General features: G+C 59.8%; 22 protein-coding genes and 1 tRNA gene. 14 read left to right on the top strand and 9 right to left on the bottom strand.

Annotated features, from left to right (window positions below):
* Positions 1-5: 5 nt before the first annotated feature.
* The gene (locus ACIPSK_RS15405; RefSeq protein ID WP_162117139.1) at positions 6-1,898 is read right to left on the bottom strand and encodes a peptidylprolyl isomerase; all 1,893 of its coding nucleotides are present in this window, start codon (positions 1,896-1,898) and stop codon (positions 6-8) included.
* Between the two features lie 219 nt (positions 1,899-2,117).
* On the opposite strand from ACIPSK_RS15405, the gene ACIPSK_RS15400 reads away from it, so the two are divergent.
* Positions 2,118-2,399: a hypothetical protein gene (locus ACIPSK_RS15400; RefSeq protein WP_026154158.1), complete on the top strand. Its 282-nt coding sequence runs from the start codon at positions 2,118-2,120 to the stop codon at positions 2,397-2,399.
* 100 nt (positions 2,400-2,499) lie between these two features.
* On the opposite strand, the gene ACIPSK_RS15395 is transcribed toward ACIPSK_RS15400, so the two are convergent.
* Both ACIPSK_RS15395 and ACIPSK_RS15390 read right to left on the bottom strand, forming a co-directional pair.
* Complete coding sequence (locus ACIPSK_RS15395) at positions 2,500-2,754, bottom strand: GlsB/YeaQ/YmgE family stress response membrane protein (protein ID WP_162117140.1); 255 nt, start codon at positions 2,752-2,754, stop codon at positions 2,500-2,502.
* A gap of 549 nt (positions 2,755-3,303) precedes the next feature.
* Positions 3,304-3,441, bottom strand: a complete 138-nt coding sequence (locus ACIPSK_RS15390) for a hypothetical protein (RefSeq protein ID WP_017964371.1) — start codon at positions 3,439-3,441, stop codon at positions 3,304-3,306.
* Positions 3,442-3,633: 192 nt separating this feature from the next.
* Between ACIPSK_RS15390 and ACIPSK_RS15385 the strand changes: the two genes are divergently transcribed.
* From ACIPSK_RS15385 to ACIPSK_RS15375, 3 genes are all read left to right on the top strand, one after another.
* A complete protein-coding gene (locus ACIPSK_RS15385; RefSeq protein WP_017964370.1) occupies positions 3,634-3,789 on the top strand; it encodes a hypothetical protein in 156 nt (51 codons plus the stop codon).
* A gap of 515 nt (positions 3,790-4,304) precedes the next feature.
* On the top strand, positions 4,305-5,186 hold the full coding sequence (locus ACIPSK_RS15380; RefSeq protein WP_026154157.1) for a transglutaminase family protein: 882 nt from the start codon (positions 4,305-4,307) through the stop codon (positions 5,184-5,186).
* A gap of 97 nt (positions 5,187-5,283) precedes the next feature.
* Complete coding sequence (locus tag ACIPSK_RS15375) at positions 5,284-6,111, top strand: transglutaminase-like domain-containing protein (RefSeq protein WP_017964367.1); 828 nt, start codon at positions 5,284-5,286, stop codon at positions 6,109-6,111.
* 120 nt (positions 6,112-6,231) lie between these two features.
* Here ACIPSK_RS15375 and ACIPSK_RS15370 read toward each other — a convergent pair whose 3' ends face one another.
* On the bottom strand, positions 6,232-6,552 hold the full coding sequence (locus ACIPSK_RS15370) for a hypothetical protein (RefSeq protein ID WP_017964366.1): 321 nt from the start codon (positions 6,550-6,552) through the stop codon (positions 6,232-6,234).
* A 161-nt stretch (positions 6,553-6,713) separates the two neighbouring features.
* Here ACIPSK_RS15370 and ACIPSK_RS15365 point away from each other — a divergent pair, with 161 nt between their 5' ends.
* Together ACIPSK_RS15365 and ACIPSK_RS15360 are read left to right on the top strand one after the other, a co-directional pair.
* On the top strand, positions 6,714-7,121 hold the full coding sequence (locus ACIPSK_RS15365) for a DUF3024 domain-containing protein (RefSeq protein WP_017964365.1): 408 nt from the start codon (positions 6,714-6,716) through the stop codon (positions 7,119-7,121).
* Positions 7,122-7,188: 67 nt separating this feature from the next.
* Positions 7,189-8,331, top strand: a complete 1,143-nt coding sequence (locus ACIPSK_RS15360; protein ID WP_162117141.1) for a hypothetical protein — start codon at positions 7,189-7,191, stop codon at positions 8,329-8,331.
* 475 nt (positions 8,332-8,806) lie between these two features.
* On the opposite strand, the gene ACIPSK_RS15355 is transcribed toward ACIPSK_RS15360, so the two are convergent.
* The gene (locus tag ACIPSK_RS15355; protein WP_017964362.1) at positions 8,807-9,703 is read right to left on the bottom strand and encodes a LysR family transcriptional regulator; all 897 of its coding nucleotides are present in this window, start codon (positions 9,701-9,703) and stop codon (positions 8,807-8,809) included.
* A 153-nt stretch (positions 9,704-9,856) separates the two neighbouring features.
* Between ACIPSK_RS15355 and ACIPSK_RS15350 the strand changes: the two genes are divergently transcribed.
* Both ACIPSK_RS15350 and ACIPSK_RS15345 read left to right on the top strand, forming a co-directional pair.
* On the top strand, positions 9,857-10,510 hold the full coding sequence (locus ACIPSK_RS15350; protein ID WP_162117142.1) for a hydrolase: 654 nt from the start codon (positions 9,857-9,859) through the stop codon (positions 10,508-10,510).
* Positions 10,511-10,839: 329 nt separating this feature from the next.
* Positions 10,840-11,154, top strand: a complete 315-nt coding sequence (locus ACIPSK_RS15345; RefSeq protein WP_017964360.1) for a hypothetical protein — start codon at positions 10,840-10,842, stop codon at positions 11,152-11,154.
* Positions 11,155-11,662: 508 nt separating this feature from the next.
* Here the strand turns inward: ACIPSK_RS15345 and ACIPSK_RS15340 are convergent.
* Positions 11,663-11,752 (bottom strand) — tRNA-Ser (locus ACIPSK_RS15340).
* Positions 11,753-12,225: 473 nt separating this feature from the next.
* Here ACIPSK_RS15340 and ACIPSK_RS15335 point away from each other — a divergent pair.
* Entirely contained in the window at positions 12,226-13,281 is a 1,056-nt protein-coding gene (locus ACIPSK_RS15335; RefSeq protein WP_162117143.1) for a type I restriction endonuclease, read from the top strand.
* 232 nt (positions 13,282-13,513) lie between these two features.
* Positions 13,514-13,840: a GYD domain-containing protein gene (locus tag ACIPSK_RS15330; protein ID WP_162117144.1), complete on the top strand. Its 327-nt coding sequence runs from the start codon at positions 13,514-13,516 to the stop codon at positions 13,838-13,840.
* A gap of 107 nt (positions 13,841-13,947) precedes the next feature.
* Here the strand turns inward: ACIPSK_RS15330 and ACIPSK_RS15325 are convergent, their stop codons facing one another.
* Entirely contained in the window at positions 13,948-14,151 is a 204-nt protein-coding gene (locus ACIPSK_RS15325) for a hypothetical protein (protein ID WP_017964356.1), read from the bottom strand.
* A 115-nt stretch (positions 14,152-14,266) separates the two neighbouring features.
* Positions 14,267-14,776 (bottom strand): hypothetical protein, encoded by a 510-nt coding sequence (locus ACIPSK_RS15320; protein WP_162117145.1) that lies wholly within the window; start codon positions 14,774-14,776, stop codon positions 14,267-14,269.
* A gap of 405 nt (positions 14,777-15,181) precedes the next feature.
* On the opposite strand from ACIPSK_RS15320, the gene ACIPSK_RS15315 reads away from it, so the two are divergent.
* From ACIPSK_RS15315 to ACIPSK_RS15300, 4 genes are all read left to right on the top strand, one after another.
* Positions 15,182-16,264 (top strand): septal ring lytic transglycosylase RlpA family protein, encoded by a 1,083-nt coding sequence (locus tag ACIPSK_RS15315; RefSeq protein ID WP_162117146.1) that lies wholly within the window; start codon positions 15,182-15,184, stop codon positions 16,262-16,264.
* Positions 16,265-16,335: 71 nt separating this feature from the next.
* Positions 16,336-17,529, top strand: coding sequence for a D-alanyl-D-alanine carboxypeptidase family protein (locus tag ACIPSK_RS15310; RefSeq protein WP_162117147.1), 1,194 nt, complete (start codon positions 16,336-16,338; stop codon positions 17,527-17,529).
* A 132-nt stretch (positions 17,530-17,661) separates the two neighbouring features.
* Positions 17,662-18,342 (top strand): dTMP kinase, encoded by a 681-nt coding sequence (gene tmk / locus ACIPSK_RS15305; RefSeq protein WP_162117148.1) that lies wholly within the window; start codon positions 17,662-17,664, stop codon positions 18,340-18,342.
* Entirely contained in the window at positions 18,335-19,360 is a 1,026-nt protein-coding gene (locus ACIPSK_RS15300; protein ID WP_162117149.1) for a DNA polymerase III subunit delta', read from the top strand. The genes tmk and ACIPSK_RS15300 overlap by 8 nt, the downstream gene beginning before the upstream one ends.
* An 80-nt stretch (positions 19,361-19,440) precedes the next feature.
* Here ACIPSK_RS15300 and ACIPSK_RS15295 read toward each other — a convergent pair whose 3' ends face one another.
* Positions 19,441-20,229: a sulfite exporter TauE/SafE family protein gene (locus tag ACIPSK_RS15295; protein ID WP_017964350.1), complete on the bottom strand. Its 789-nt coding sequence runs from the start codon at positions 20,227-20,229 to the stop codon at positions 19,441-19,443.
* Positions 20,230-20,331 lie beyond the last annotated feature (102 nt).

Raw genomic sequence — 20,331 nt, 5'->3', positions numbered from 1 at the left:
GCCTCCTAGCGGACCGTCGCCTTTTCGGCGAGCGTCTGGTTGATCTGAGCGCCATACTGCGTCTGCAGCAGGTTGACCATCTGATCGAGAATATCGTCGCCGGCGGCATCGGCCATGGCGGTGATCTGGGCATCGCGGTTGTTCAGCACATCGCCGGTCGGCTGGGTGTTGACCTCGGTGACCTTCAGCAGGATCTGCGTCGAGGGATCGGCGCCGACAGCACTTGCGACCGTATCGACCGGGCCGGAAAAGGCGGCAGTGGCGCCGGCGCGGCCGAGGACCGCATCATCGGTGGAGCGGGTGATGCCACTCTTGCTTTCGACGGCAATACCGAGCGGCGTTGCGATATCTGCAAGTGCCTTGCCCTTTTGCGCCTCAGCCTTCAATTCAGCGGCCTTTTTGGCGAGTTCGGCCTTCTGCTGCTCCGCCGTCCAGTCCTCGATGGCTTTTTCGCGCACCTCGGCCACCGGGCGCTCGCGATCCGGCGTGATTTCGCGGACATTGAACCAGACATAGCCGTCATTGCCGATCGAAAGCGGCGGCGCATCGACGCCGACCTCGGTCTTGAAGGCTTCGCCGAGCAGTTGCTGCTTGGCAGGGAGATCCTTGACCTCCTTGCCGTCCTTGTCGGCGCCGGTCATATCGACGGCGTCGACGGCCACTGCGGTGAGCTTCAGCTGGCCGGCAATATCCTCGAGCGCGGAACCGCCTGCGCGCAGATCCTCGATGCGATCGTGAACGTTGATCACTTCCTGAGAGGCGTTGGAGAGCGCCAGCTGTTTGCGGATATCTTCCTTCACCTCGTCGAAATTCTTCGTCGTTTCAGGCTTGATGTTGGTGACGCGCAGGATGACGGGGCCGAAGGAGCCATCGACGACAGGCGTCGTGCCGCCATCGCGCGAAACTGCAAAGGCCGCATCGGCAACGGCCTGGTCGGGAACCTTGTCCTTGGTGAACTCGCCGAGCAGCACATCGCTTGCCGTCTTGCCCTGGTCGGAAACCAGCTGGTCGAAGCTGGTGCCGCTCTTCAGCGCCGTTTCGGCGGCGGTGGCAAGATCCTTGCTGGCGAAAGTCAGCTGCTCGATGGTGCGGCTTTCCGGCGTGCGATAGGTATCCTTGCTCTTGTCGAAGGCTTCGTGGATCTGGTCGTCGGTGACGGTCGCGGCATCGGCGATATCGGCGGGCTGCAGCTTGAGATAGACGAGCTTGCGGTATTCGGGCGCCCGGTAGCGCTGCTTGACACCCTCGAACCACGTCGCCAGTACGTCGTCGGCGGGCGCCTTGATCGGCTCGATATTGGCGTTGGTGAGCAGCAGGTAATCGATACTGCGGCTTTCATCGCCATAGAGCTTCAGCGCGTCGACCAGCGTCTTCGGCGCCGTGAAGCCGTTGGAGATGGCATCGACGACCTGGCTACGGACTGCGACCTTGCTGCGCTCCTTGATGTAATCGTCCTGGCGGATGCCGGCATTGCGAAGACGCGAGACGAAGAGTTCGCGGTCGAACTGGCCGTTGACGGCCTTGAAAGCCGGATCGTCGGCAATCAGCTGGGCGAGGCGATCCTGCGACAGGCCGAGGTTCATGTCTTCGGCGAGTTGGTCGAGCGAGGCGCCGGCGACGAGCTGGGCGAGCACCTGCTGCTCGATGCCGAAGGCGCGGGCCTGCTCGGGGGTGAGGCGGGTGCCGAACTGCTGGCTGACGCTTGCCACCTGGCGCTGATAGGCGAGGTGGAATTCGTTGACGTCCACATGCTGATCGCCGACGGTCACGACCGTGGTGCTGTTGCTGCCCGTGATCAGCGACCGGGAGACGCCCCAGATGCCGAAGGACGCGACCAGCAGAAGCATCAGCAGCTTGGCGACCCAGGTCTGAGCGGCTCTTCTCAGGATGTGGAACATAGAAACGCAAACCTCGCAGTATCATTGACCCGCGCGCGGGCGGACATTCGACGTTCCTTAAAACAAACCCGACAGGAAATGAAGGGTTTGTCGCGCGAAAAGCTGCACAAGGTGGCCGCTCCGCCGCGGCGGCGTTGCGGCGAACAAAAGATCGGCTCCGACGGAACCTTTCGGGCCGCCATTTCGTTGAAGCGGCATCCCATGAAACAGGAGCAGACCATGGCAGAATTGAAAACCGCTTCCGCCGAATCCACCGCCGCGCGCGTCAAGGCTGACATAGCAGCAGACGATCTGTCGGCGCAGGTCGCAGCCCTTCGCAACGATCTCTCACGCCTGACGGAAAGCGTGGTGGCGCTGGGACAGGGGGCGAAGTCGGCCGTGACCGACGAGGCTTCGCTGATGACGGAACGGCTGCGCGATAAGGTGCGCGAAGAACCGCTCATGGCACTCGCGGTGACGGCAGGCATTGCCTACGTGTTTGGCATGCTCAGCCGCCGCTGAACGGGAATTCAGGATGAAGAAAAGCCGGACGTCATGAACGCCCGGCTTTCAATATTTCCGAGGACAGCAAAAGCCACAGAGGCTAGCTATTGCGACCGGTTCAACGGCGGATGACGCGCCCGATCGCGATCAGGATGCAAGCACCGACGAAACCGGTGATCAGATAGCCCAGCCAACCGGCAAGCGGCTGGATGTGCAACAGGCCCAGGACCCAGTTGGCGACGATGGCGCCGACGATGCCGAGCAATATGTTCATGAGCAAGCCCATGCTGCTGCTCATGACCTTTTCCGCCAGCCATCCGGCGATGCCACCGATGATGATGGCTGCAATCCAACCCACGCCTGCGTTTTCCATGGTTATCTCCCTCCTGGCAAAACGAGTCACAGAATGCACGAAACGACAGGAAGTTCCACTCCCAGTTACTGAGATCGCTTCCAGGCTCAGCAACTTATGTGACTCACGGCAGCAGGGTGACCGGAGAGTGCAGCGCGTGGGCGGCAATCTGGAACAATAGGCCGGCAATGGCCAGCATTGCGAAGCTGAACGGCATAATCAAACTTTTGCTAAACATCTTTCCTCTCCCGTTTTGCGTAAAGCATAAGCGGAAGCTGACTGAGCGCAACAATATTGTTAACGGATAGTTAAGGCTGGCAATTAATTAGTATTCAATACATTCACGGTTGTTGTAATACTTTCGGGTGACGAAACGTTTCTTCTGCAGCCTTGCTTTGTCAGTTGACGATCATCTGCGATCTTTGCGCTCCAGGCCTTCCGGTCTGCGACGGCTCGTCGACATTGACTACAGAAACAGTTGCACCCGAAGATGCAATCTCTGTGGATCGTAGGCAAGCGGGCCGGAAACGGCCGGCGCTATTCCGGTGATCACACGCGGCCGGCGGGCAATCAGATTCGGTGAACGATCAGCATGAAGAAGAGGAAAGATGCCGTTGCGACCGTTGCGGCGAAGGCAATCTGATAATCCATGTCGTTAACCCCGGCTTGGATAGCTCCCATTAACGCCTGCGGCGTCGCGGGGTCCATGCCGCCAGTTCGCGCCTGTTATCTGCGGATTGATTTTGCCGAAGAATGCGTCATCTTCCTTAGAACAGGATGATTTTAGGCCAGCAGCCTAAAATCCCGTTCTAATTAAGAGTTAGAGCATGATGTCGTCCGAAACGGCTGACACTTTGGCATCATGCTCTGAAACGCCATCCAATCCGGGGAAAACACTTGATGTCAAAAGCTGCAATCGCCATCGCCTGCATCTGCCTGCTGACACTTTCGGGCTGCGGCAATACCGCATACGGGCTGAAGAAGGACGGACAGGAAGCAAGCCACGCAATGGACGACGCGACACATCGGGTGCTTTCCGCCGGCGCCAAGAAGTGATGCAGGCGACGGAATAAAAAAGCCCGCCTGGGGTGAGGCGGGCTTAGGATAACAGGGAGAATGGACGGATAGACTCCGCCTCCACTAATAAAGCACTTCCTTAATCGTGTGGCTTTACGTCATTCGACGTAACTGCGACCGGCAACGATCCGATGCGACCATGATTCGGAATCGAATCAGAGATGCCAGGATCGAATCAATGATATTGGATCGGATCAGAAGTTGCCCCAGTTTTGGGCGCGGGCACGGGCGCGGATAATCCGGTATTCGCGACCGCCATAGAGCGAGCCGATTGTCAGCAGAAGTGTCAGGACGTCCCAGAAGATATGCATGGTGCCCTCTTAAGGTTGGACGGTCCCGCCGCCGATCGGTGAAGATATAATAGCAATCTTTCGGATGTGCTTATATGACAAGAAATCGGGATGAGCGGAGAAGCGGGCAGGGCGCTTCCGCAAGGGAGAGGCGGCATCGCCGTCTTGGAGCAGCAAAGTGAACAGATTACCGGACGGCGGCTCATGACGATTTTCACCGTCCGCCACATCACGTCCTATCGTTACGTCAGGGAGGTCGGCTTCGGCGAGCATCGCTTGATGTTCCGACCGCGCGACAGTTTCGACCAGCGGCTGATCGAAGCGTCGTTGACGATCTATCCTGAGGAAAGTCATGTGCGCTGGATCCACGATGTTTTCGGCAATTGCGTGGCGCTCGTCGATATTTCGAGGCCGGCGTCCGAGCTTCGTTTCGAAACCTGGATCACGCTTGATCATACGCCCCAGGTCGCACTGGATCTTAAGGTGGATGACGAGGCGCTGACCTATCCATTCTCATACGACAAGGATGAGATTGCCGATCTGACGCCGGCGATGCAGCGCCATTATCCAGATCCGAACGACGAGGTCGGACGCTGGGCGCGCCAGTTCGTGCGCCTTGGGCGTCCAACCGAGACCGGGCATCTGCTGATGACGCTCTGTTACGCCATTCGGGAAAGCTTCGTCTATGCGCGGCGCCAGGAACATGGGACGCAGACGCCGGTCCAGACCTTGCGGCTTCGTTCCGGCACCTGCCGGGATTTCGCGCTTCTGATGATGGAGGCCGCACGCGTCCTCGGCCTCGCGGCACGGTTCGTCACGGGCTATGTTTATGTTCCCGACCGGGACGGCTCCACCGTGCTCGGGGGCGGCTCCACGCATGCATGGTGCCAGATTTATCTTCCAGGCGCCGGCTGGACGGAGTTCGATCCGACCAACGGGATCGTCGGCAACCGCGATCTCATTCGTGTCGCCGTTGCCCGCGATCCGCGCCAGGCAGTCCCGTTGAGCGGCAGTTATGACGGGCATGGGAAGGATTTCGACAGCATGACGGTGCAGGTGAACGTCACCACAAGGCCATATGGCTAGCCATGCGGTGACGGTCCCGGGCTTGCGGGAACCGGGTCGCGCGATCAGCGTTCCCTACTCACCTCTGCCAAAGCAGAGACGCGACAAGGAAGCCACAATGAAGATACGCGCAGGGTTTCATCTGGGCTACGAATGCACGCAGCCAACGCCGATGCTGCTCGTCCTCAATATTCACCCCTCCCGTCGTGCCGATCTTCTCAGCGACCAGATCCTGACATTCGACCGGCCGATCGAGGCCTGGAGCTATACCGATGTGTTCGGCAATGCCTGCAGCCGGATCGTCGCCCCGCCGGGACTGACAACGATCTCTACGGAATTCGAGATCTACGACAGCGGCCAACCCGACATCGTTCCCGACGATGCTGTCCAGCACGCAATCAATGACCTGCCCGACGATGTGCTGGTCTTCCTGCTCGGCAGCCGCTATTGCGACACCGACAGGCTTGCTGATTTCGCGTGGGCCAGGTTCTCGTCAACGCCGCTTGGCTGGGCGCGCGTCAAGGCGATCTGCGATTTCGTCCATGATCATATCACCTTTGATTACCTGAAGGCCGACGTCCTCAGGACCGCGCATGGCGGCTTCACCGACAAGGCGGGCGTCTGTCGCGACTTTGCCCATCTCGCCATCGCGCTTTGCCGATGCATGAATATCCCGGCCCGATATTGCACGGGCTATCTCGGCGATATCGGCGTTCCGATCGATCCCAATCCGATGGATTTCAGCGCCTGGTTCGAGGTGTTTCTCGGCGGTCACTGGCATACGGTCGATGCTCGCCACAACACGCCGCGCATCGGCCGGATCCTGATGGCGACCGGCCGCGACGCCACCGACGTCGCCATGTCGACGGCCTTCGGCCCGGCAACGCTTTCCCGCTTCGAGGTGATCACCGAGGAGGTACCGCAGGAGGTGGTGAAGGCCGACTGATTGCGGGATCGCCGGCGAGGGAAATTCTATGCCTTCTTCAAGCAGGCGGGCCGCCGAACCAATTCCGAAGGCGCATGATCGGCGCCCGGCATGAACATGCGAGCACCAGATGCCCGGAAGTCAACTGGACTCGAGCTTGCCGGTCCAGCGGTTTCGCCCCTTCCAATATGAGCATTCCGGGCAGGGCTCGCCGACCGGATAGTCGATTCCCTCCTCGTGGGGGCACCCGATGATTCCTTCCGCCATCACCACCGATTTCACCTCATTCTCGCGCAGGAATGCCGCGATCTCGGCGATAACGGTCTCGTCCATCCTGAGATCGCCGGTTTCGGCAAACCATCGGCGCAGATCGAGGGGATCCGCATGCAGCGCCGGCATGATGCTGACGGCGGCCTTGCTGGCGCGGCGGTTGTCGGGCCCATAAAAGGCGATCGTGCCCATGGGGTAACCGCGGTTACCGCGCTTGCTCTTTTTCTCGAGCCATTTCCGTGGTTGCCAGCCTAATTTCATCGTCGCTGCTCGCTTTTTCAGTGGTTTGTTATTCTATTATCCATCCTAATTCGCAGGGTAAAGTTCGGTAGCAATGAAAATGGGCCGAGGATATGGCGGGCAAGAGACAATGGATCAGGACACGGAGCGAGAAGCCGGCTCCGGCCGACAATCTTGAGAAGCAGGCGATTATCGCGGCCTGCGAGGCCTTCATTCGAGCTGTTCTGAAGCCGCGTTTCCTGCCTGAGATCCGGCCAACCGAATGGAACTACGTCGTCGATATCAGAGGCTCGTGGGCGGGAAATCGGTATCGGTTCATGCAGCGCTACAGATCCGGCTTTGAGAACAATCGCGGCGAGGAGTTCGATGCTCCCTTCGCCCGCATCGACCGCATGGGACCCGATCGGTTCGATATCTATTGGATGCGGCACACAGGCAAATGGTGGCGGCTTCATTCCGGCGTAACGCTTGCCGAGGCTCTGCGAATCCTCGAAACTGACGGCGTGCTGCATCCGGTCTGATCAAGACAGAACGGCGCCGCAGACTGGAACCGCCTTCGTCCACGATGAAATCTCGACCACCACGGCCATGAGCGAATATCAATATTACGAATTCCAAACGATCGACCGCCCCCTCAGCGGCGCGGATCGCCACTCTCTCCGGGAGCTATCGACCCGGGCGCGGATCACCTCCACGAGCTTCACCAATTCCTACGAATGGGGCGACTTCAAGGGTGACCCGGCCAACCTCATGGAGCGCTGGTTCGACTTGCACCTCTATCTCGCCAATTGGGGTACGAGGCGCCTGATGATCCGCTTGCCAAAGCGGCTTGTCGACCAGCAACGCCTCGACGGATTTCTCAGCGCGGTCGATGGCGCCGATCTCACGACCTCAGGCGAAAACCTGATCCTCGACATAATATGCGAGGAAGTGGAATCCGACGCTGATTGGGAAGAGGGGCCGGGCTGGCTCACGGCGCTGGCGCCATTGCGCGCGGCGGTGCTGAGCGGTGATCTCAGGCTTTTCTATCTCTTGTGGCTGATGGCTGTTCAGGCGGGGACGCTCGGGCCGGAGGAGGTGGCGCCACTGCCGGGGCTAGGCCCGATGACCGATGCGCTTGAAGCCTTCGCGCAATTCTTCGGTCTCGATGCCGACCTCGTTGCCGCGGCCGCCGAACGCGCGGCCGAGACGACATTGGCCGGCTCCAAAGCATCGGATGCCGTCCAAAGCTTTGTCGCCGCCTTGCCCGACAAAGAGAAGACGATGATGCTCGTCCGTCTGATCGAGGGCGATCCGTATGTGGCAAGCGAGTTGCAGAAAAGCGCCCGCAGCTTCTTCGCTGCGGCCTCCACAGCCAAACCGGCCGCCGCCCCGCCCACGGTTGCGGAACTGCAAGCCCATGCCGGCGAGATTCGCCATATCCGCGAGCGCAAGGAAAAGGAGCAGCTGGCGGCGGAACGAAAAAAGCGGGAGGCAGAAGAGGCCCGCGCCCGCCGCGCGCGGCTCAACGCGATCATCCAACGGGGCGATGCAGTCTGGCGCGAGATTGAGACCGAGATCGAGCGCCGCAACGCCTCCGGCTATGACAACGCCGCCAGCCTGCTCGCCGACCTGAAGACGATCGCCGAACAAAATGGCGGCACTGCCGATTTCACCCGCCGCCTACATTCGATCCGTGAACGCCACGCTCAGAAGGGGCGCTTCATCGAGCGGCTGAACGCTTTCGGCTAGCCCGCGCGAGCGCAGCTCAGACCAAGGTCCGATCCATCCCGGACTTCATGCCCATAGCGACTCTCGGTTAATGCGATAGCTTCCTGCGCCATGTGCGGAGGTGTTCGGAGTTTTTGCTATGACTAAAATAATCGTTGCGGGGATGATACTGACGCCGCTTATCTTCTGGGGTTCTATTGGCGTCCTGATATACGCGTACTTCTCGTGAGGGCTGCCCGGCGAATCATCGACTGAGGTCGGCCGCGTCCTGCTTATCTGCCTATCTGAGTGACGGCGCTGAGGACGCGCGCTGTTTCCCGCAAGGATAACACCAGACTTCATCCCCGCCAGGAACGACACCGGGACGTCTTCGCGACGCCGACCAGAGGACGGCCACGTGATCTCGTGGCAGCGACGTGACGTCAATCTGCCGCCCGACCCCATTCTTAAGTTAATGGCGGTCGCGTCCTGCTTCAGCCTGTATATCATCTCGTTGTCAACGGAAAGGAGCAGGCGCGAGGTGCGGAGCCGGTTCGCAATACTCAATCAGCAATTCGGTGAGGACCCGTATCTTCCGTGCAGGATGCTGACCTGGCGGGCGGATGACATATGCAGCCGCCGGGGGTGGTGGATAATGCGTCATGACCGGCACAAGCGCGCCGGAGGCTATAAATTCATGGGTAAGGCAATCAGGCAGGTAAGCGATCCCTAGTCCTGCTGCCGCGGCAGCGACCAGAGCAGGGCCGTTGTCGGCCTTAAATCGCCCCTGCGGACGAACCGTGATGATCTTGTCGCCATCCATGAGTTGCCAGGCTTCGGTGCCCTGCATGAGGGCCTCATGAGCGACGAGTTCCTCCGGCGTCTCGGGCGACCCATGCACCTTGATGTAGTCCGGGCTCGCGACGAGCTTCCCATAGATCGGTCCGACGCGTCTTGCGATCAAGTTGGAGTCCTGAAGATAGCCAACCCGGATCGCACAATCATAACCCTCTGTGATGAGATCGACGAAGCGATCACTGTAGCAGGTATGGATGTGGAGCTGGGGGTGGCGGCGCGCCATTTCCGCGAGGATAGGCGCGAAGTGACTCTGGCCGAAGGAAAGTGGCACGGCAACTCGCAAGCGGCCGCGAAGGTCACCGGCGGGTAGGATCGTTTCCCTGGCCACGTCGATCTCGGCGCAGACTCTCGCGGCATAATCTCGGAACGTGGCCCCTGCTTCCGTGAGAGCGGCGCCCCGGGTGGTCCGTGCAAGAAGCTGGACACCAAGTTCCGCTTCAAGCCGGAAGAGCCGCCGACTGACGATTGACTTGGAGACGCCGAGCCGGAGCGCAGCTGGCGAAACACCCCCGGCATCAGCCACTTCGACGAAGGTCTGCAGTTCTTCGATGTCCATATAGCGTTCCCCTTTCCGCGACACAGCTTGCCATAGGAGGGTGCTACCGCATCTCGAATAGGAACGGCAATACTGCTTCCAGGCAACGCCGCCCCCGGCTCATGTCTCCCGCAAAACCAATGCCGCTCGTGGGCGGCAGCAAGGGATGTAATAATGACCTTTCGTAATGGCCTTGCTTCGCTTCTTCGCCCCGAAGATTCGGTACTCGTTCTGATCGACCACCAGCCATACCAGCTCGCGAACCTGAACAGCCACGATCCGCACGCAATGGTCAACAACTCGACCGCCCTGGCGAAGGCCGCCAAGGCCTTCGGTGTCCCCACCATCCTGACGAGCGTGATCGCCGATCGGGGCGGTCTGATCTTTCCGCAAATCACCGATGTGTTCCCCGGCCGGGAGGTGATCGACCGGACGTTCATCAATACCTGGGAGGATCGGAAGGTCGTGGACGCAGTCAAGGCGACCGGCCGCAAGCAGCTGATCATCGCCGGCCTGTGGACCGAGGTCTGCGTCGCAATGCCGGTGATCCAGGCGCTCGGCGAAGGCTGGGATGTGACTGTTATCGCTGACGCATCGGGAGGGACTTCGGTCGAAGCCCATGAGGTCGCCATCCAGCGCATGACCGCGGCCGGCGCGAACATGATGACCTGGCTGGCGTTGGCGTCCGAATGGCAGCGCGACTGGGCCCGGACCGAGCACGCCGCAGAGTTGACGGAGGTGCTCAAGCAGCATGCCGCTGGTAGCGGTATCGCGTACCTGTGGGAGCAGCAGCTGCTCAACACGCCTGTGCCTGGCAACGCAGGCTGATCTAAGCGGGGATGCAGAGATTTTCAAGCGACGCGTTGCGAAGGCTGATTGCTTATCGAGCCTCTTCATCCCCTCTCAATCGGAAGGCCGTCCGTCCCTGGATGCTCGCGGCGGGCATGATCGACTCAAGAACTAGGGCTTTGCAGTCCCTTCCAGCCCCTCTTGTGTTTGGAGCAGAACTTGCGAACGCATTCGAAGGTGTCGGGCTTATGAATCCTGAAGGAATGACCGACCATACCAGCGGCGCCGGCGGTTATTCTGGAGCGCGCAGATGTTCATCGCAGGTTAATGCGGATTAACCCAGAATCGCAGCCAGAAAGGATGCGCCGATGAAGATGCTTTTTGCCTCACTTGCAGCCACGGTATTGGCTGCATCTTTCGCCCTGCCGCTAAGCGCCGCGCCGATCGTCGTGCCGAACGCAGTACATATACATACCCCCGACGTCGAGCAGATCAAACACCGTCGCCACGATAATGGACATGCGTATGGCCACTGGAAGAAACAGCGATACGCTTACCGCGACTGCCGGTATTACGGCTCGTGCTATCGTCCGCGGTATTACGGCAGCCGCGACTATTACGGCTATCGAGACGATTACCCCTATCGTCGTCGGTCAGGTGTGACCGTGTACTTCGATTTTTAGTCGGCAGTGCCACGGACACCAACGTTGGCGCCCCACAGCGCGCCTTCGGCCTTCACGAGTTCCGCTGCCATGAGATGAACGGGCGTCGGGCAGGGATGGGCATTATCGACAGTAGCCACAGAACGGTCTTGCATAAAAGAAGGGCCGGGCGAATGCTCGCGCCGACCCTTCTTTGATTGCGTCAGCACGGTGCCAGTACATCCGTGGTCACCAGCAAAAGCCATCTGATAGATTGAATTTATGCGCCTCGTGAATTTTCGCAAGGATTAGGGGGTGCTGAATTAGGGCTAGATGAGGGAGGCGGCAATAACCACGGGACGACGAGGAGTACGACACGCGCTCTGAGGGCTCCAGCTTCAATGCCGATCCGTCCAGTCGATCATCGGGGCGACAGCAAAACGGAAGCCCTACCACATCGCCGCGATGCCACTGAGATGGAACCTGCCGTTATGATAAGCTGTAGTTTCCGGGCAGAAATCGGAAATTACTCAACAAACTCAATGTGATGTGGCGGAAGAGGTGGGATTCGAACCCACGGTACGGTTTCCCGCACGCCGGTTTTCAAGACCGGTTCCTTAAACCACTCGGACACTCTTCCATCTGATTGAAAAGGTCGAGACACCAACATTCTGTTGATGTCTGTGAACCGGCCGTTGCTGCCGATTTGCTACCCAATCATTCGATGGCTGGCTTTCTAGCAGCTTTGAAAGCAGCGTCAACTTGCTCTGCAGCATTTGCCGGCATCCCTGGCTCCAGAGGCCATTGTGCACTGCGACGTGGCGCCCCCTCTAATGAGCGAGGGCAAGCACACCGATCCTTTTCGCTGCCGTCGTTTGTAACAGGGGATCTGAAATAAAGCGCTGACGCTGCAAAAAGATACCGAACGTTTTCAATCCTCGTCCATTAAAGTCCGTGTCTTCTGCATCTTGTGGAGATCTAGCAGTAGCGGGAAAGCTTTTTGTCGATAGCCACCCGATCGCGCACATGTCAATTCGTCATTTGCCCCGCAATGCTGGATTGACTGGAATTCGTAGTTCAGCAACTCTTCCTTTTATAACGGTTGGGGGAATCATGAGCACGATAGAAGAAAGCCTGCGCGCGATATCTGAGCGCGTGAAATCGCATTCAAGCACAATGGCCACAGAAGAGGCCGTAAAGACAGCCGTCGTGCTGCCTTTCCTTCGGTCCTTGGGCTACGATGTCTTTGATCCAACTGAGGTCGTGCCGGAGTTCACCGCCGATGCCGTCGGGAAAAAGGGCGAGAAGGTCGACTATGCGATCAAGATCGATAACGAGATCCGCATCCTGATCGAATGCAAGCCGATCTCAGTGTCACTCGACAAGAAACATCTCGATCAGCTTTACCGATATTTCAGCGTAACCAACGCGAAATTCGCAATTCTAACTAATGGACGGACATTCAATTTTTACACCGACCTCGACGCTCCCAATAAGCTCGACACCAGGCAATTTTTTGTTTTTGACGTGACAGATTTCAGTGCTGGCATAGTCACCGGACTACGAAAATTCGAGAAGTCCGCATTTGATGTTGCGGCGATCCTGGCGACGGCCGAGCGCCTGAAATACACCTCCGGTATTAAGCAGGTAATCTCCAAGCTGATCGAAGAGCCGACCGATGATTTTGTGCGCACCGTTTCTGGCGGCGTCTACGAGGGCCGAATGACCGCACAGGTCAAAGAGATGCTGACCGGCGTTGTTAGGACAGCCTTTCGTGAAGTCATTATGGACACCGTAAAGAGTAGGCTTTCCAGTGCCCTCGCTGACACTGAGGAGGTAATCGAGAAGATCGATACGCCCGTCGAGGAGGAGCCTGATGTCGTGACGACAGAAGAAGAACGCGAGGGCTATATGATCGTGAAGGCTATTGTCCGCGATACCATCTCTTCGAAGCGCGTAATCATGCGAGACCAAAAGTCCTACTGCGGTATCTTGATCGACAACAATAACCGCAAACCGCTCGCTCGACTTTGGTTCAATCGATCGGTCAAATACGTCGGTCTATTCGACGGGGAGAGTGAGGAGCGGCTAATCGTGGATAGTCTTGACCAGATCTATGACTACAGCGACCGGCTTCGGGCTACGGCCAAGAAATACGCGGATTCGTAATGGGATGGGCTTTCTGGCCATCCGGTAGGCGTCCACTAGCGCTGTTCCCGTAGATATTACGTCCTCAATGAATACAAGGCGACATCCCGTCCCTCATTCGCGAGACACGTTCTCAGTCTCCGCCTCTTTGCGAAACGGAACAGGCGGAGCGGCCTGTTCCGCATATTGGAAATGACTCGCGTTCTCCAAGGCTTGAGCGTTAACTGTATCGTTCTGGCGGAGGAAACAAGCCATGGCCATGTATCTCACACGCTTCAGCTACACGCCCGAAACCTGGGCGCGAATGATCGAAAACCCTGAGGATCGCCGAGAGGCGGCACGCAGTTACATGGAATCCGTCGGCGGAAAGCTGCATGGGTTCTGGTACGCCTTCGGCGAGCACGATGGTTGGAATCTGTGGGAGGCGCCTGATAACGTATCGATGGCGGCCGTCGCACTTGCGATCGGCGCAGGAGGCGCGCTCAGTTCTATGGAGACCACCGTCCTCCTCAGCGTCGAGGATACGATCGAAGCCTTGGAAAAGGCGAAGTCGATTCGGTATCGTTCACCGGCGGCATAGGTGGTGTGCCCACCGTTTCCATCCATACTGAAGATGAGCGCTTCGCGCGTATCTCGTTCCCGGCGCAAGCTCTCTGCAAATTGCGCCGGAGACATGAGATCAAACATCTAGCTTCCGTCAGATCCAAGGCCCTTCGGGCCGTTGAGTTGGTTCATATCCTCGCCGAGAGATCGAACCGCCTCCATCGTCACGGCGAGTGCCGACATCAGGATTGCGATGTCGTTGTCTTTATTCGGCTGGGAAAGCGCGCGAGATCGGGCATGCAACTGCTGGCTGACCCTGTCGAGCTGCGTCACGGTTTCATCGTGCATGGTGATCCTCCAAAGGTCTACACCTTCAAAGCCCGCGGCGGACAATTCGTTCCCATACCGAAGGAAGCGTCAAACACGCGATCTGCGTTACATCGCATCCAATCGGCGACGCTGCTTACCCATTCGGCTTGCGCAAGGGCGGAAGCCGCAGGTAGGGATTTTGGGGATCGTAGGATCCCTTCGGCTCACCCTTGCCGGGCTTTACCAGATTGCGCACCAGTTTTCCCTCAGGCCCGAAAATATAGTCGATGCCGGCGCAGAGATGGGCGAGGGAGCGGTAGTTGAAATATTTGAACCAATCGTCGGCGAGGAAGACGGCTTCGTCCCACGTCTTTCCACGAAGGCGGTTATATCCGGCCCGCTGCAGAAAGGCTTCGCCTGTTCTCCTATCGACGGCGGCGCCGAGGCATAGGTTGCCGGCGATCAGTGACAGCCGGACCACCTTGATAGTTTCGGCATTCTTGTTCGGTAAGGGTTTCAGGGCCTCAGCAAGATAAAAATTCGTCTGGGGATCGTTGGTCATCGTCTTGCGCCAATAGGCGGGGAAATCCTCCGCGGCGGCGCCGACGGCCGATGAGCCGGTCATCACCACCAGCAACATCAAGTTTTTGAAAATTCGGCCCATTCCTACGTCCCCCAACCGGCGTCGAGAGTGCATAGCGTCATATCACGGGGATAGGCAAGGTGGTGCCGCGCCGACCCGCTGCCGCTCGTCAAGTACGCACAGGCCTTGTTTCAATATGGAGCTGTTGGGGCGTTCGGAAGCGCCGGGATGTTCACCATATGCCCCGGATCGGCACGTTCATTTCTGGCCCCATTACGGCGATGGAATGGTGGGCAGGGAGGGTTCGCGTTAGTAATTTGTAAACCATAATCATTAGAATTGTCGCTATCGCCGCGAAATTGTTCGTAAAATTGCCACGAACCTAGCAAGATTAAAGCCTCATTAGGCGGGCGGGAATAAGGCGTTGTTGGCCCAAGATAGGGCAAGGTTCCTTAACCATAACGATCTTTGAGCGGCGTGGGGCACATGAAACTGGAATACGGGGCGGCGTCTTTCGCAACGACAGCACGGTGGCTGGCGATCTCGGCGATGTGTGCGACGGTTGCGGCGTGTGGCACGACGCAGGCGGTGCCGAAGAAAAAAGCCCACGGCAAAGAATATTTCTCTGAATCCGAATATGGCGTCAAGGCGAGCCCGCGGGTCGCCACCGGCAACAACATCCCCAAGGGCGGCGGCCGCTACCTCGTCGGCAACCCTTACGAGGTGAAGGGCAAGTGGTATTATCCGAAGGAAGACTTCGCCTATAACAAGGTCGGCGTCGCCTCCTGGTATGGTTCGGCCTTTCACGGGCGCTTGACGGCGAATGGCGAAGTCTACGACCAGATGCATCTTTCCGCTGCCCATCCGACCTTCCCGCTGCCGAGCTATGCGCGCGTTACCAATCTCGAAAGCGGTTCCTCGGTCATCGTGCGTGTCAACGATCGCGGCCCCTATCACGAGGGCCGCATCATCGATCTTTCCAACAAGACGGCCGACATGCTCGACCTGCAGCACAGCGGCACCGGTAAGGTGCGCGTGCAATATGTCGGCCGCGCCCGCATGGACGGCCACGACATGCCCTATCTGATGGCCTCATATTCGCCGAAGGGCAGCCGCATTCCCGGCGTCAATCCGGAAGGGCAGATCGCAACCGGCGTGATGGTCGCCTCCAACAGCCGCAAGATCACCCGCGACCAGTTGCAGAGTTCGGAAGACTACGAGACGCCGGCCAACGTGCCGGTGCCGATGTCGGCGACCTCTTATGCCGGTTCGACGCCGAGCGCACGCTACAATGCGGCACCGGCTGCCCATGTTCTGGTGGCGCCATCAGCGCCGTCGTTCAACAATGGCGCTCAGGCGATGGACCAGTTGGTCGTGCTGCCGGAGATCGGTCCGATGCCCTACGAGCGGCCCGAGAATTCGCTGGCGCTCGGCTATCAGAACGAAGAGGTGAAGACGGTGACCGTCGATCTCGCCTTCGATGCGGTGATGGTGCGCAATGACGGGCTGACGCAAGAGTCCATCCTTGCCGCGGCCAAGCGTCATCAGGCAAAGTTCGCCGCGCGCTGAACTGGCAATTGCATCGGATTTCCTCGCGTTCTAACCTCCTGAAATACGCCGCTCGATCAATGGAAATTGCGATGCTGAAGCCCGTGCTTCGCCTGCTTGCATGCCTGATGCCGTTCGCCACCGGCGCCTTTGCAGCCGATGGCGGTGCCTCCGGCTTCGCCACCAAGGCGGCGCAGGCCTATATGATCGAGGCCGCCACCGGCACGGTGCTTCTCGCCAAGAACGAGGACCAGGGCTTTTCGCCGGCTTCGCTCGCCAAGCTGATGACGATGGATCTGGTTTTCGAGGCGGTGACCAAGGGCCAGATCACGCTCGATACCGAATATCCCGTATCCGAATATGCCTGGCGGACGGGCGGCGCGCCGTCGCGGACGGCAACGATGTTTGCCAGCCTCAAATCACACGTGCGCGTCGAGGACCTGATCAAGGGCGTCGCCATCCAGGGCGCCAATGATAGCTGCATCATCCTCGCCGAGGGCATGGCAGGAAGCGAGCAGCAATTTGCCGCGTCGATGACGCGGCGTGCCCGCGAACTCGGCATGGAGAAGGCCGAGTTCGGCAATTCCACCGGCCTTCCCGATGGCAAGAGCAAGGTGACCGCACGCGAGATGGTGACGCTCGCTGCCGCCCTTCAGCAATCCTATCCGAATCTCTATCCCTATTTTGCGCAACCGGATTTCGAGTGGAACAAGATCTTCCAGCGTAACCGCAACCCGCTGCTCGGGCTTGATCTCGGCGCCGACGGGCTGGCAACCGGTTTTACCGAGGGCGAGGGCTATTCGATCGTCGCTTCGGTCGAGCGCGACGGCAGGCGGCTGTTTCTGGCACTCGCAGGCATCGCCTCCGACAAGGAGCGGACGGAGGAGACCAAGCGGGTGCTCGAGTGGGGACTGACGGCCTTCGAGAACCGGCAGATCTTCGCCGAGAAGGAAGTGATCGGTGCCGCCAGCGTCTATGGTGGCACGTCGCGCACCGTCGATCTCGTCGCCAAGGCGCCGGTCAGCGTCTATATTCCGATCAGCAATCCCGACCGGCTGTCGGCGCGCATCATCTATCACTGGCCGCTGACGGCGCCGGTCATGCCGGATACCCAGGCGGGCACGCTGAGGATTTTCGCCGGCAGCCGGCTGCTCAGGGAGGTGCCGCTTTATACGGTGCAGGCAGTCGGCGAGGGCTCGCTCAGCAGCCGGGCGGTCGACGCCATGCTGGAACTCGGCGAATCGCTGTTCTTCTCCTGGCTCTGGGACAAGTCCGCGCCCGGCTGAACATTCGGTTTCCAATGCAATTTGCCGGGAAAGGTGAATATGTCGCCGCGGCGAAAGGTTTTCCTCCATGATATCTTCGGATAGATAGAAGGAGCGGGGCGCGTGCGGCGCCTGGAATGCGGGAAGTTGTCATTGTCATCCGGTGCGGGATTATTCGTTACGTTTGAAGGCGGGGAAGGCGCTGGGAAATCCACGCAAATCCGTCGCCTCGCCGAGGCGCTGAAGGGCGAAGGTCACGACGTGCTGGTGACGCGCGAACCCGGCGGTTCGCCGGGTGCCGAGGCCGTGCGCCACGTGCTGCTGTCGGGCGCTGCCGAGGCCTTCGGCACGCGGATGGAGGCGATCCTCTTTGCGGCGGCACGCAACGACCATGTCGAAGAGGTGATCCGGCCAGCCCTTGCATCAGGCAAGGTCGTGCTCTGCGACCGCTTCATGGATTCCTCCCGCGTTTACCAGGGCATCACCGGCAATCTCGAGCCCGATTTCATCGAGACGCTGCAGCGTATCGCCATCAACGGCGTCATGCCGGATTGTACCGTGATCCTCGATATCCCCGCCAGGGTCGGGCTGGAGCGGGCGCAGAAGCGCGCTGCCGCTGACGGTCCCGATCGCTTCGAAAAAGAGCGGCTTGAAACGCACGAGAAACGGCGCGAGGCCTTTCTCGATATCGCCGCCCGCGAGCCCGAGCGCTGCCACGTGGTCAACGCCATGCAGACGGAGGAGGCGATCGCCGCCGAGATCCTGGCTATCGTCAAACAGCTGCTGTCGCCCGCAGGCCGTTTGCGAATGCCGGAAGCCGCCCATCATGAGTGAGGAAAGGCCCGGACTCCTCGACGGCGCCATCTGGCCGGGGGAAAATACCAGACTGTTCGGCCATGAAGAGGCGGAGGCGTTCCTTGCGCAGTCCTACCGGTCCGGCAAGGGCCATCACGCCATCCTGATCGAGGGGCCGGAAGGCATCGGCAAGGCGACGCTCGCCTTCCGTTTCGCCAATCACGTGCTCTCGCATCCCGATCCCGAGACAGCGGCGGAGATGATCGGCGATCCCGATCCTGCCTCTCCCGTCAGCCGGCAGATCGCCTCCGGGGCCTCGCATAACCTGCTGCACCTTGCCCGGCCGGTAGACGAAAAGACCGGCAAGGTGAAATCGGCAATCACCGTCGACGAGGTGCGCCGCGCCGGCAAGTTCTTCTCGCAGACGTCTGGCACCGGCAACTGGCGGATCGTCATCATTGATCCTGCCGACGACATGAACCGCAATGCAGCCAACGCCATCCTGAAGATCCTGGAAGAACCGCCGAAGCGGGCGCTGTTCCTGGTGCTCTCGCACGCGCCGGGACGGCTGCTGCCGACGATCCGCTCGCGGTGCCTGCCGCTGAAACTGGCGCCGCTTGCCGACGAAGCACTCGTCGCGGCCCTTGCCCATCTCGGCATATCAGGCGAGGGCGGAACGGTGCTTTCGGCCGCCAAAGGCAGCGTCGGCGAGGCGCTGAAACTGTTGAACTATGGCGGCGGCGACATCATCGCCGCCTATGACGAGATGCTTGCCGCCGAAGGGCCGACGGCTCGCAAGGCGATGCATCGGCTGGCCGACGCACTTTCGGGTCGGGAAAGCGACACGATCTTCGATTTCTTCGTCAGCCATGTCGGCGACGACATCATGAACCGCGCGCGCGCGGCGGCAGGCGCGGGGCAGATCGCCGCGGCAGAGCGGCTGGCGCGGCTCTATTCCGAGATCACCGAGCGGCTCACCATTTCAGATGGCTACAATCTCGACCGCAAGCAGACGATCATCAGCATTCTCGCCGATATCAAGCAGCCGGGCGTTTAAAGCGCGAAAGCGCTTTAATTCTCTGATTTATGCATGTCGTTATCCCAAAACCGCTGCACACTTTTGGGCGACATGCATCGTCAGCCGGTCAGCAGCTTTAATGCGACGACGGCAAGGGTGGCGGCAAGGACGATGCGGATGGTGCGTTCGTGCAGCCTCGGCGCCAGAAGGCTTCCGATGATGATGCCGGGGATGGAGCCGATCAACAGGGCAAGCAGCATCGGCCAGTCGATCTCGCCGATCAGCCAATAGCCCGTGCCGCCGATCAAGGTCAGCGGTACCGCATGGACGATATCGGAACCGACGATCTCGCGCACATCGAGCCTGGGATAAAGGATCAGCAGGATCGTCACCCCCAACGCGCCGGCGCCGACCGAGGTCAAGGTGACGAGGACGCCGAGAACGGATCCGAGAACGACGGTGAGGACGAGGATGGTCGTCGGCTTCGGCGGCGTGCGATCGCCGATGGCGCGGCGCGCCAATTCGAGGATCGGGCCACGGAAGACCAGCATGATCGCGGTCATGACCAGAAGCCAGCCGAGCGCGGTGGTGATGGTATTGGTCACGCCGATGCTTTTGCGATCGACGCCGGCCAGCAGCCACAACATCAGCAGGGCGGCCGGCAGGCTGCCGGCTGCGAGGCTGCCGACGATCTTCCAGTTGACGCGCCCGTGCATGCCGTGAACGGCCGTACCTGCCGTCTTGGTGATCGCCGCATAAAGAAGATCGGTGCCAACGGCGGTGGCGGGATGGACGCCGAAGAGCAGCACCAGCAGGGGCGTCATCAGCGAACCGCCACCAACGCCGGTGATGCCGACGAGCGCGCCCACGAACAGACCTGACAGCGAATAGAGCGGCTCGAATGTCAAACAAGCGCCCCTGACGGCGCGCGGCCACCACAAACCCGGCAAATGAAAACTGGCACTTCGTTCTTGTCCCGCCCTCTGTCTCATGACGGGTAGATTGGGTGA

Source organism: Rhizobium sp. LARHSG275 (assembly GCF_052871115.1).
This window is presented reverse-complemented; position numbering and strand designations above follow the sequence as displayed.

What these genes read in the sequence shown, in the direction of transcription:
- ACIPSK_RS15325 (WP_017964356.1), bottom strand. Translation starts at nt 14,151, where the DNA reads ATGCACGATGAAACCGTGACGCAGCTCGACAGGGTCAGCCAGCAGTTG.
- ACIPSK_RS15300 (WP_162117149.1), top strand. Translation starts at nt 18,335, where the DNA reads ATGAGTGAGGAAAGGCCCGGACTCCTCGACGGCGCCATCTGGCCGGGG.
- ACIPSK_RS15395 (WP_162117140.1), bottom strand. Translation starts at nt 2,754, where the DNA reads ATGGAAAACGCAGGCGTGGGTTGGATTGCAGCCATCATCATCGGTGGC.
- ACIPSK_RS15390 (WP_017964371.1), bottom strand. Translation starts at nt 3,441, where the DNA reads ATGGACCCCGCGACGCCGCAGGCGTTAATGGGAGCTATCCAAGCCGGG.
- ACIPSK_RS15400 (WP_026154158.1), top strand. Translation starts at nt 2,118, where the DNA reads ATGGCAGAATTGAAAACCGCTTCCGCCGAATCCACCGCCGCGCGCGTC.
- ACIPSK_RS15330 (WP_162117144.1), top strand. Translation starts at nt 13,514, where the DNA reads ATGGCCATGTATCTCACACGCTTCAGCTACACGCCCGAAACCTGGGCG.
- ACIPSK_RS15405 (WP_162117139.1), bottom strand. Translation starts at nt 1,898, where the DNA reads ATGTTCCACATCCTGAGAAGAGCCGCTCAGACCTGGGTCGCCAAGCTG.
- ACIPSK_RS15380 (WP_026154157.1), top strand. Translation starts at nt 4,305, where the DNA reads ATGACGATTTTCACCGTCCGCCACATCACGTCCTATCGTTACGTCAGG.
- ACIPSK_RS15365 (WP_017964365.1), top strand. Translation starts at nt 6,714, where the DNA reads ATGGCGGGCAAGAGACAATGGATCAGGACACGGAGCGAGAAGCCGGCT.
- ACIPSK_RS15370 (WP_017964366.1), bottom strand. Translation starts at nt 6,552, where the DNA reads ATGGGCACGATCGCCTTTTATGGGCCCGACAACCGCCGCGCCAGCAAG.
- ACIPSK_RS15385 (WP_017964370.1), top strand. Translation starts at nt 3,634, where the DNA reads ATGTCAAAAGCTGCAATCGCCATCGCCTGCATCTGCCTGCTGACACTT.
- ACIPSK_RS15310 (WP_162117147.1), top strand. Translation starts at nt 16,336, where the DNA reads ATGCTGAAGCCCGTGCTTCGCCTGCTTGCATGCCTGATGCCGTTCGCC.
- ACIPSK_RS15360 (WP_162117141.1), top strand. Translation starts at nt 7,189, where the DNA reads ATGAGCGAATATCAATATTACGAATTCCAAACGATCGACCGCCCCCTC.
- ACIPSK_RS15320 (WP_162117145.1), bottom strand. Translation starts at nt 14,776, where the DNA reads ATGGGCCGAATTTTCAAAAACTTGATGTTGCTGGTGGTGATGACCGGC.
- ACIPSK_RS15315 (WP_162117146.1), top strand. Translation starts at nt 15,182, where the DNA reads ATGAAACTGGAATACGGGGCGGCGTCTTTCGCAACGACAGCACGGTGG.
- ACIPSK_RS15345 (WP_017964360.1), top strand. Translation starts at nt 10,840, where the DNA reads ATGAAGATGCTTTTTGCCTCACTTGCAGCCACGGTATTGGCTGCATCT.
- ACIPSK_RS15335 (WP_162117143.1), top strand. Translation starts at nt 12,226, where the DNA reads ATGAGCACGATAGAAGAAAGCCTGCGCGCGATATCTGAGCGCGTGAAA.
- ACIPSK_RS15350 (WP_162117142.1), top strand. Translation starts at nt 9,857, where the DNA reads ATGACCTTTCGTAATGGCCTTGCTTCGCTTCTTCGCCCCGAAGATTCG.
- ACIPSK_RS15375 (WP_017964367.1), top strand. Translation starts at nt 5,284, where the DNA reads ATGAAGATACGCGCAGGGTTTCATCTGGGCTACGAATGCACGCAGCCA.
- ACIPSK_RS15355 (WP_017964362.1), bottom strand. Translation starts at nt 9,703, where the DNA reads ATGGACATCGAAGAACTGCAGACCTTCGTCGAAGTGGCTGATGCCGGG.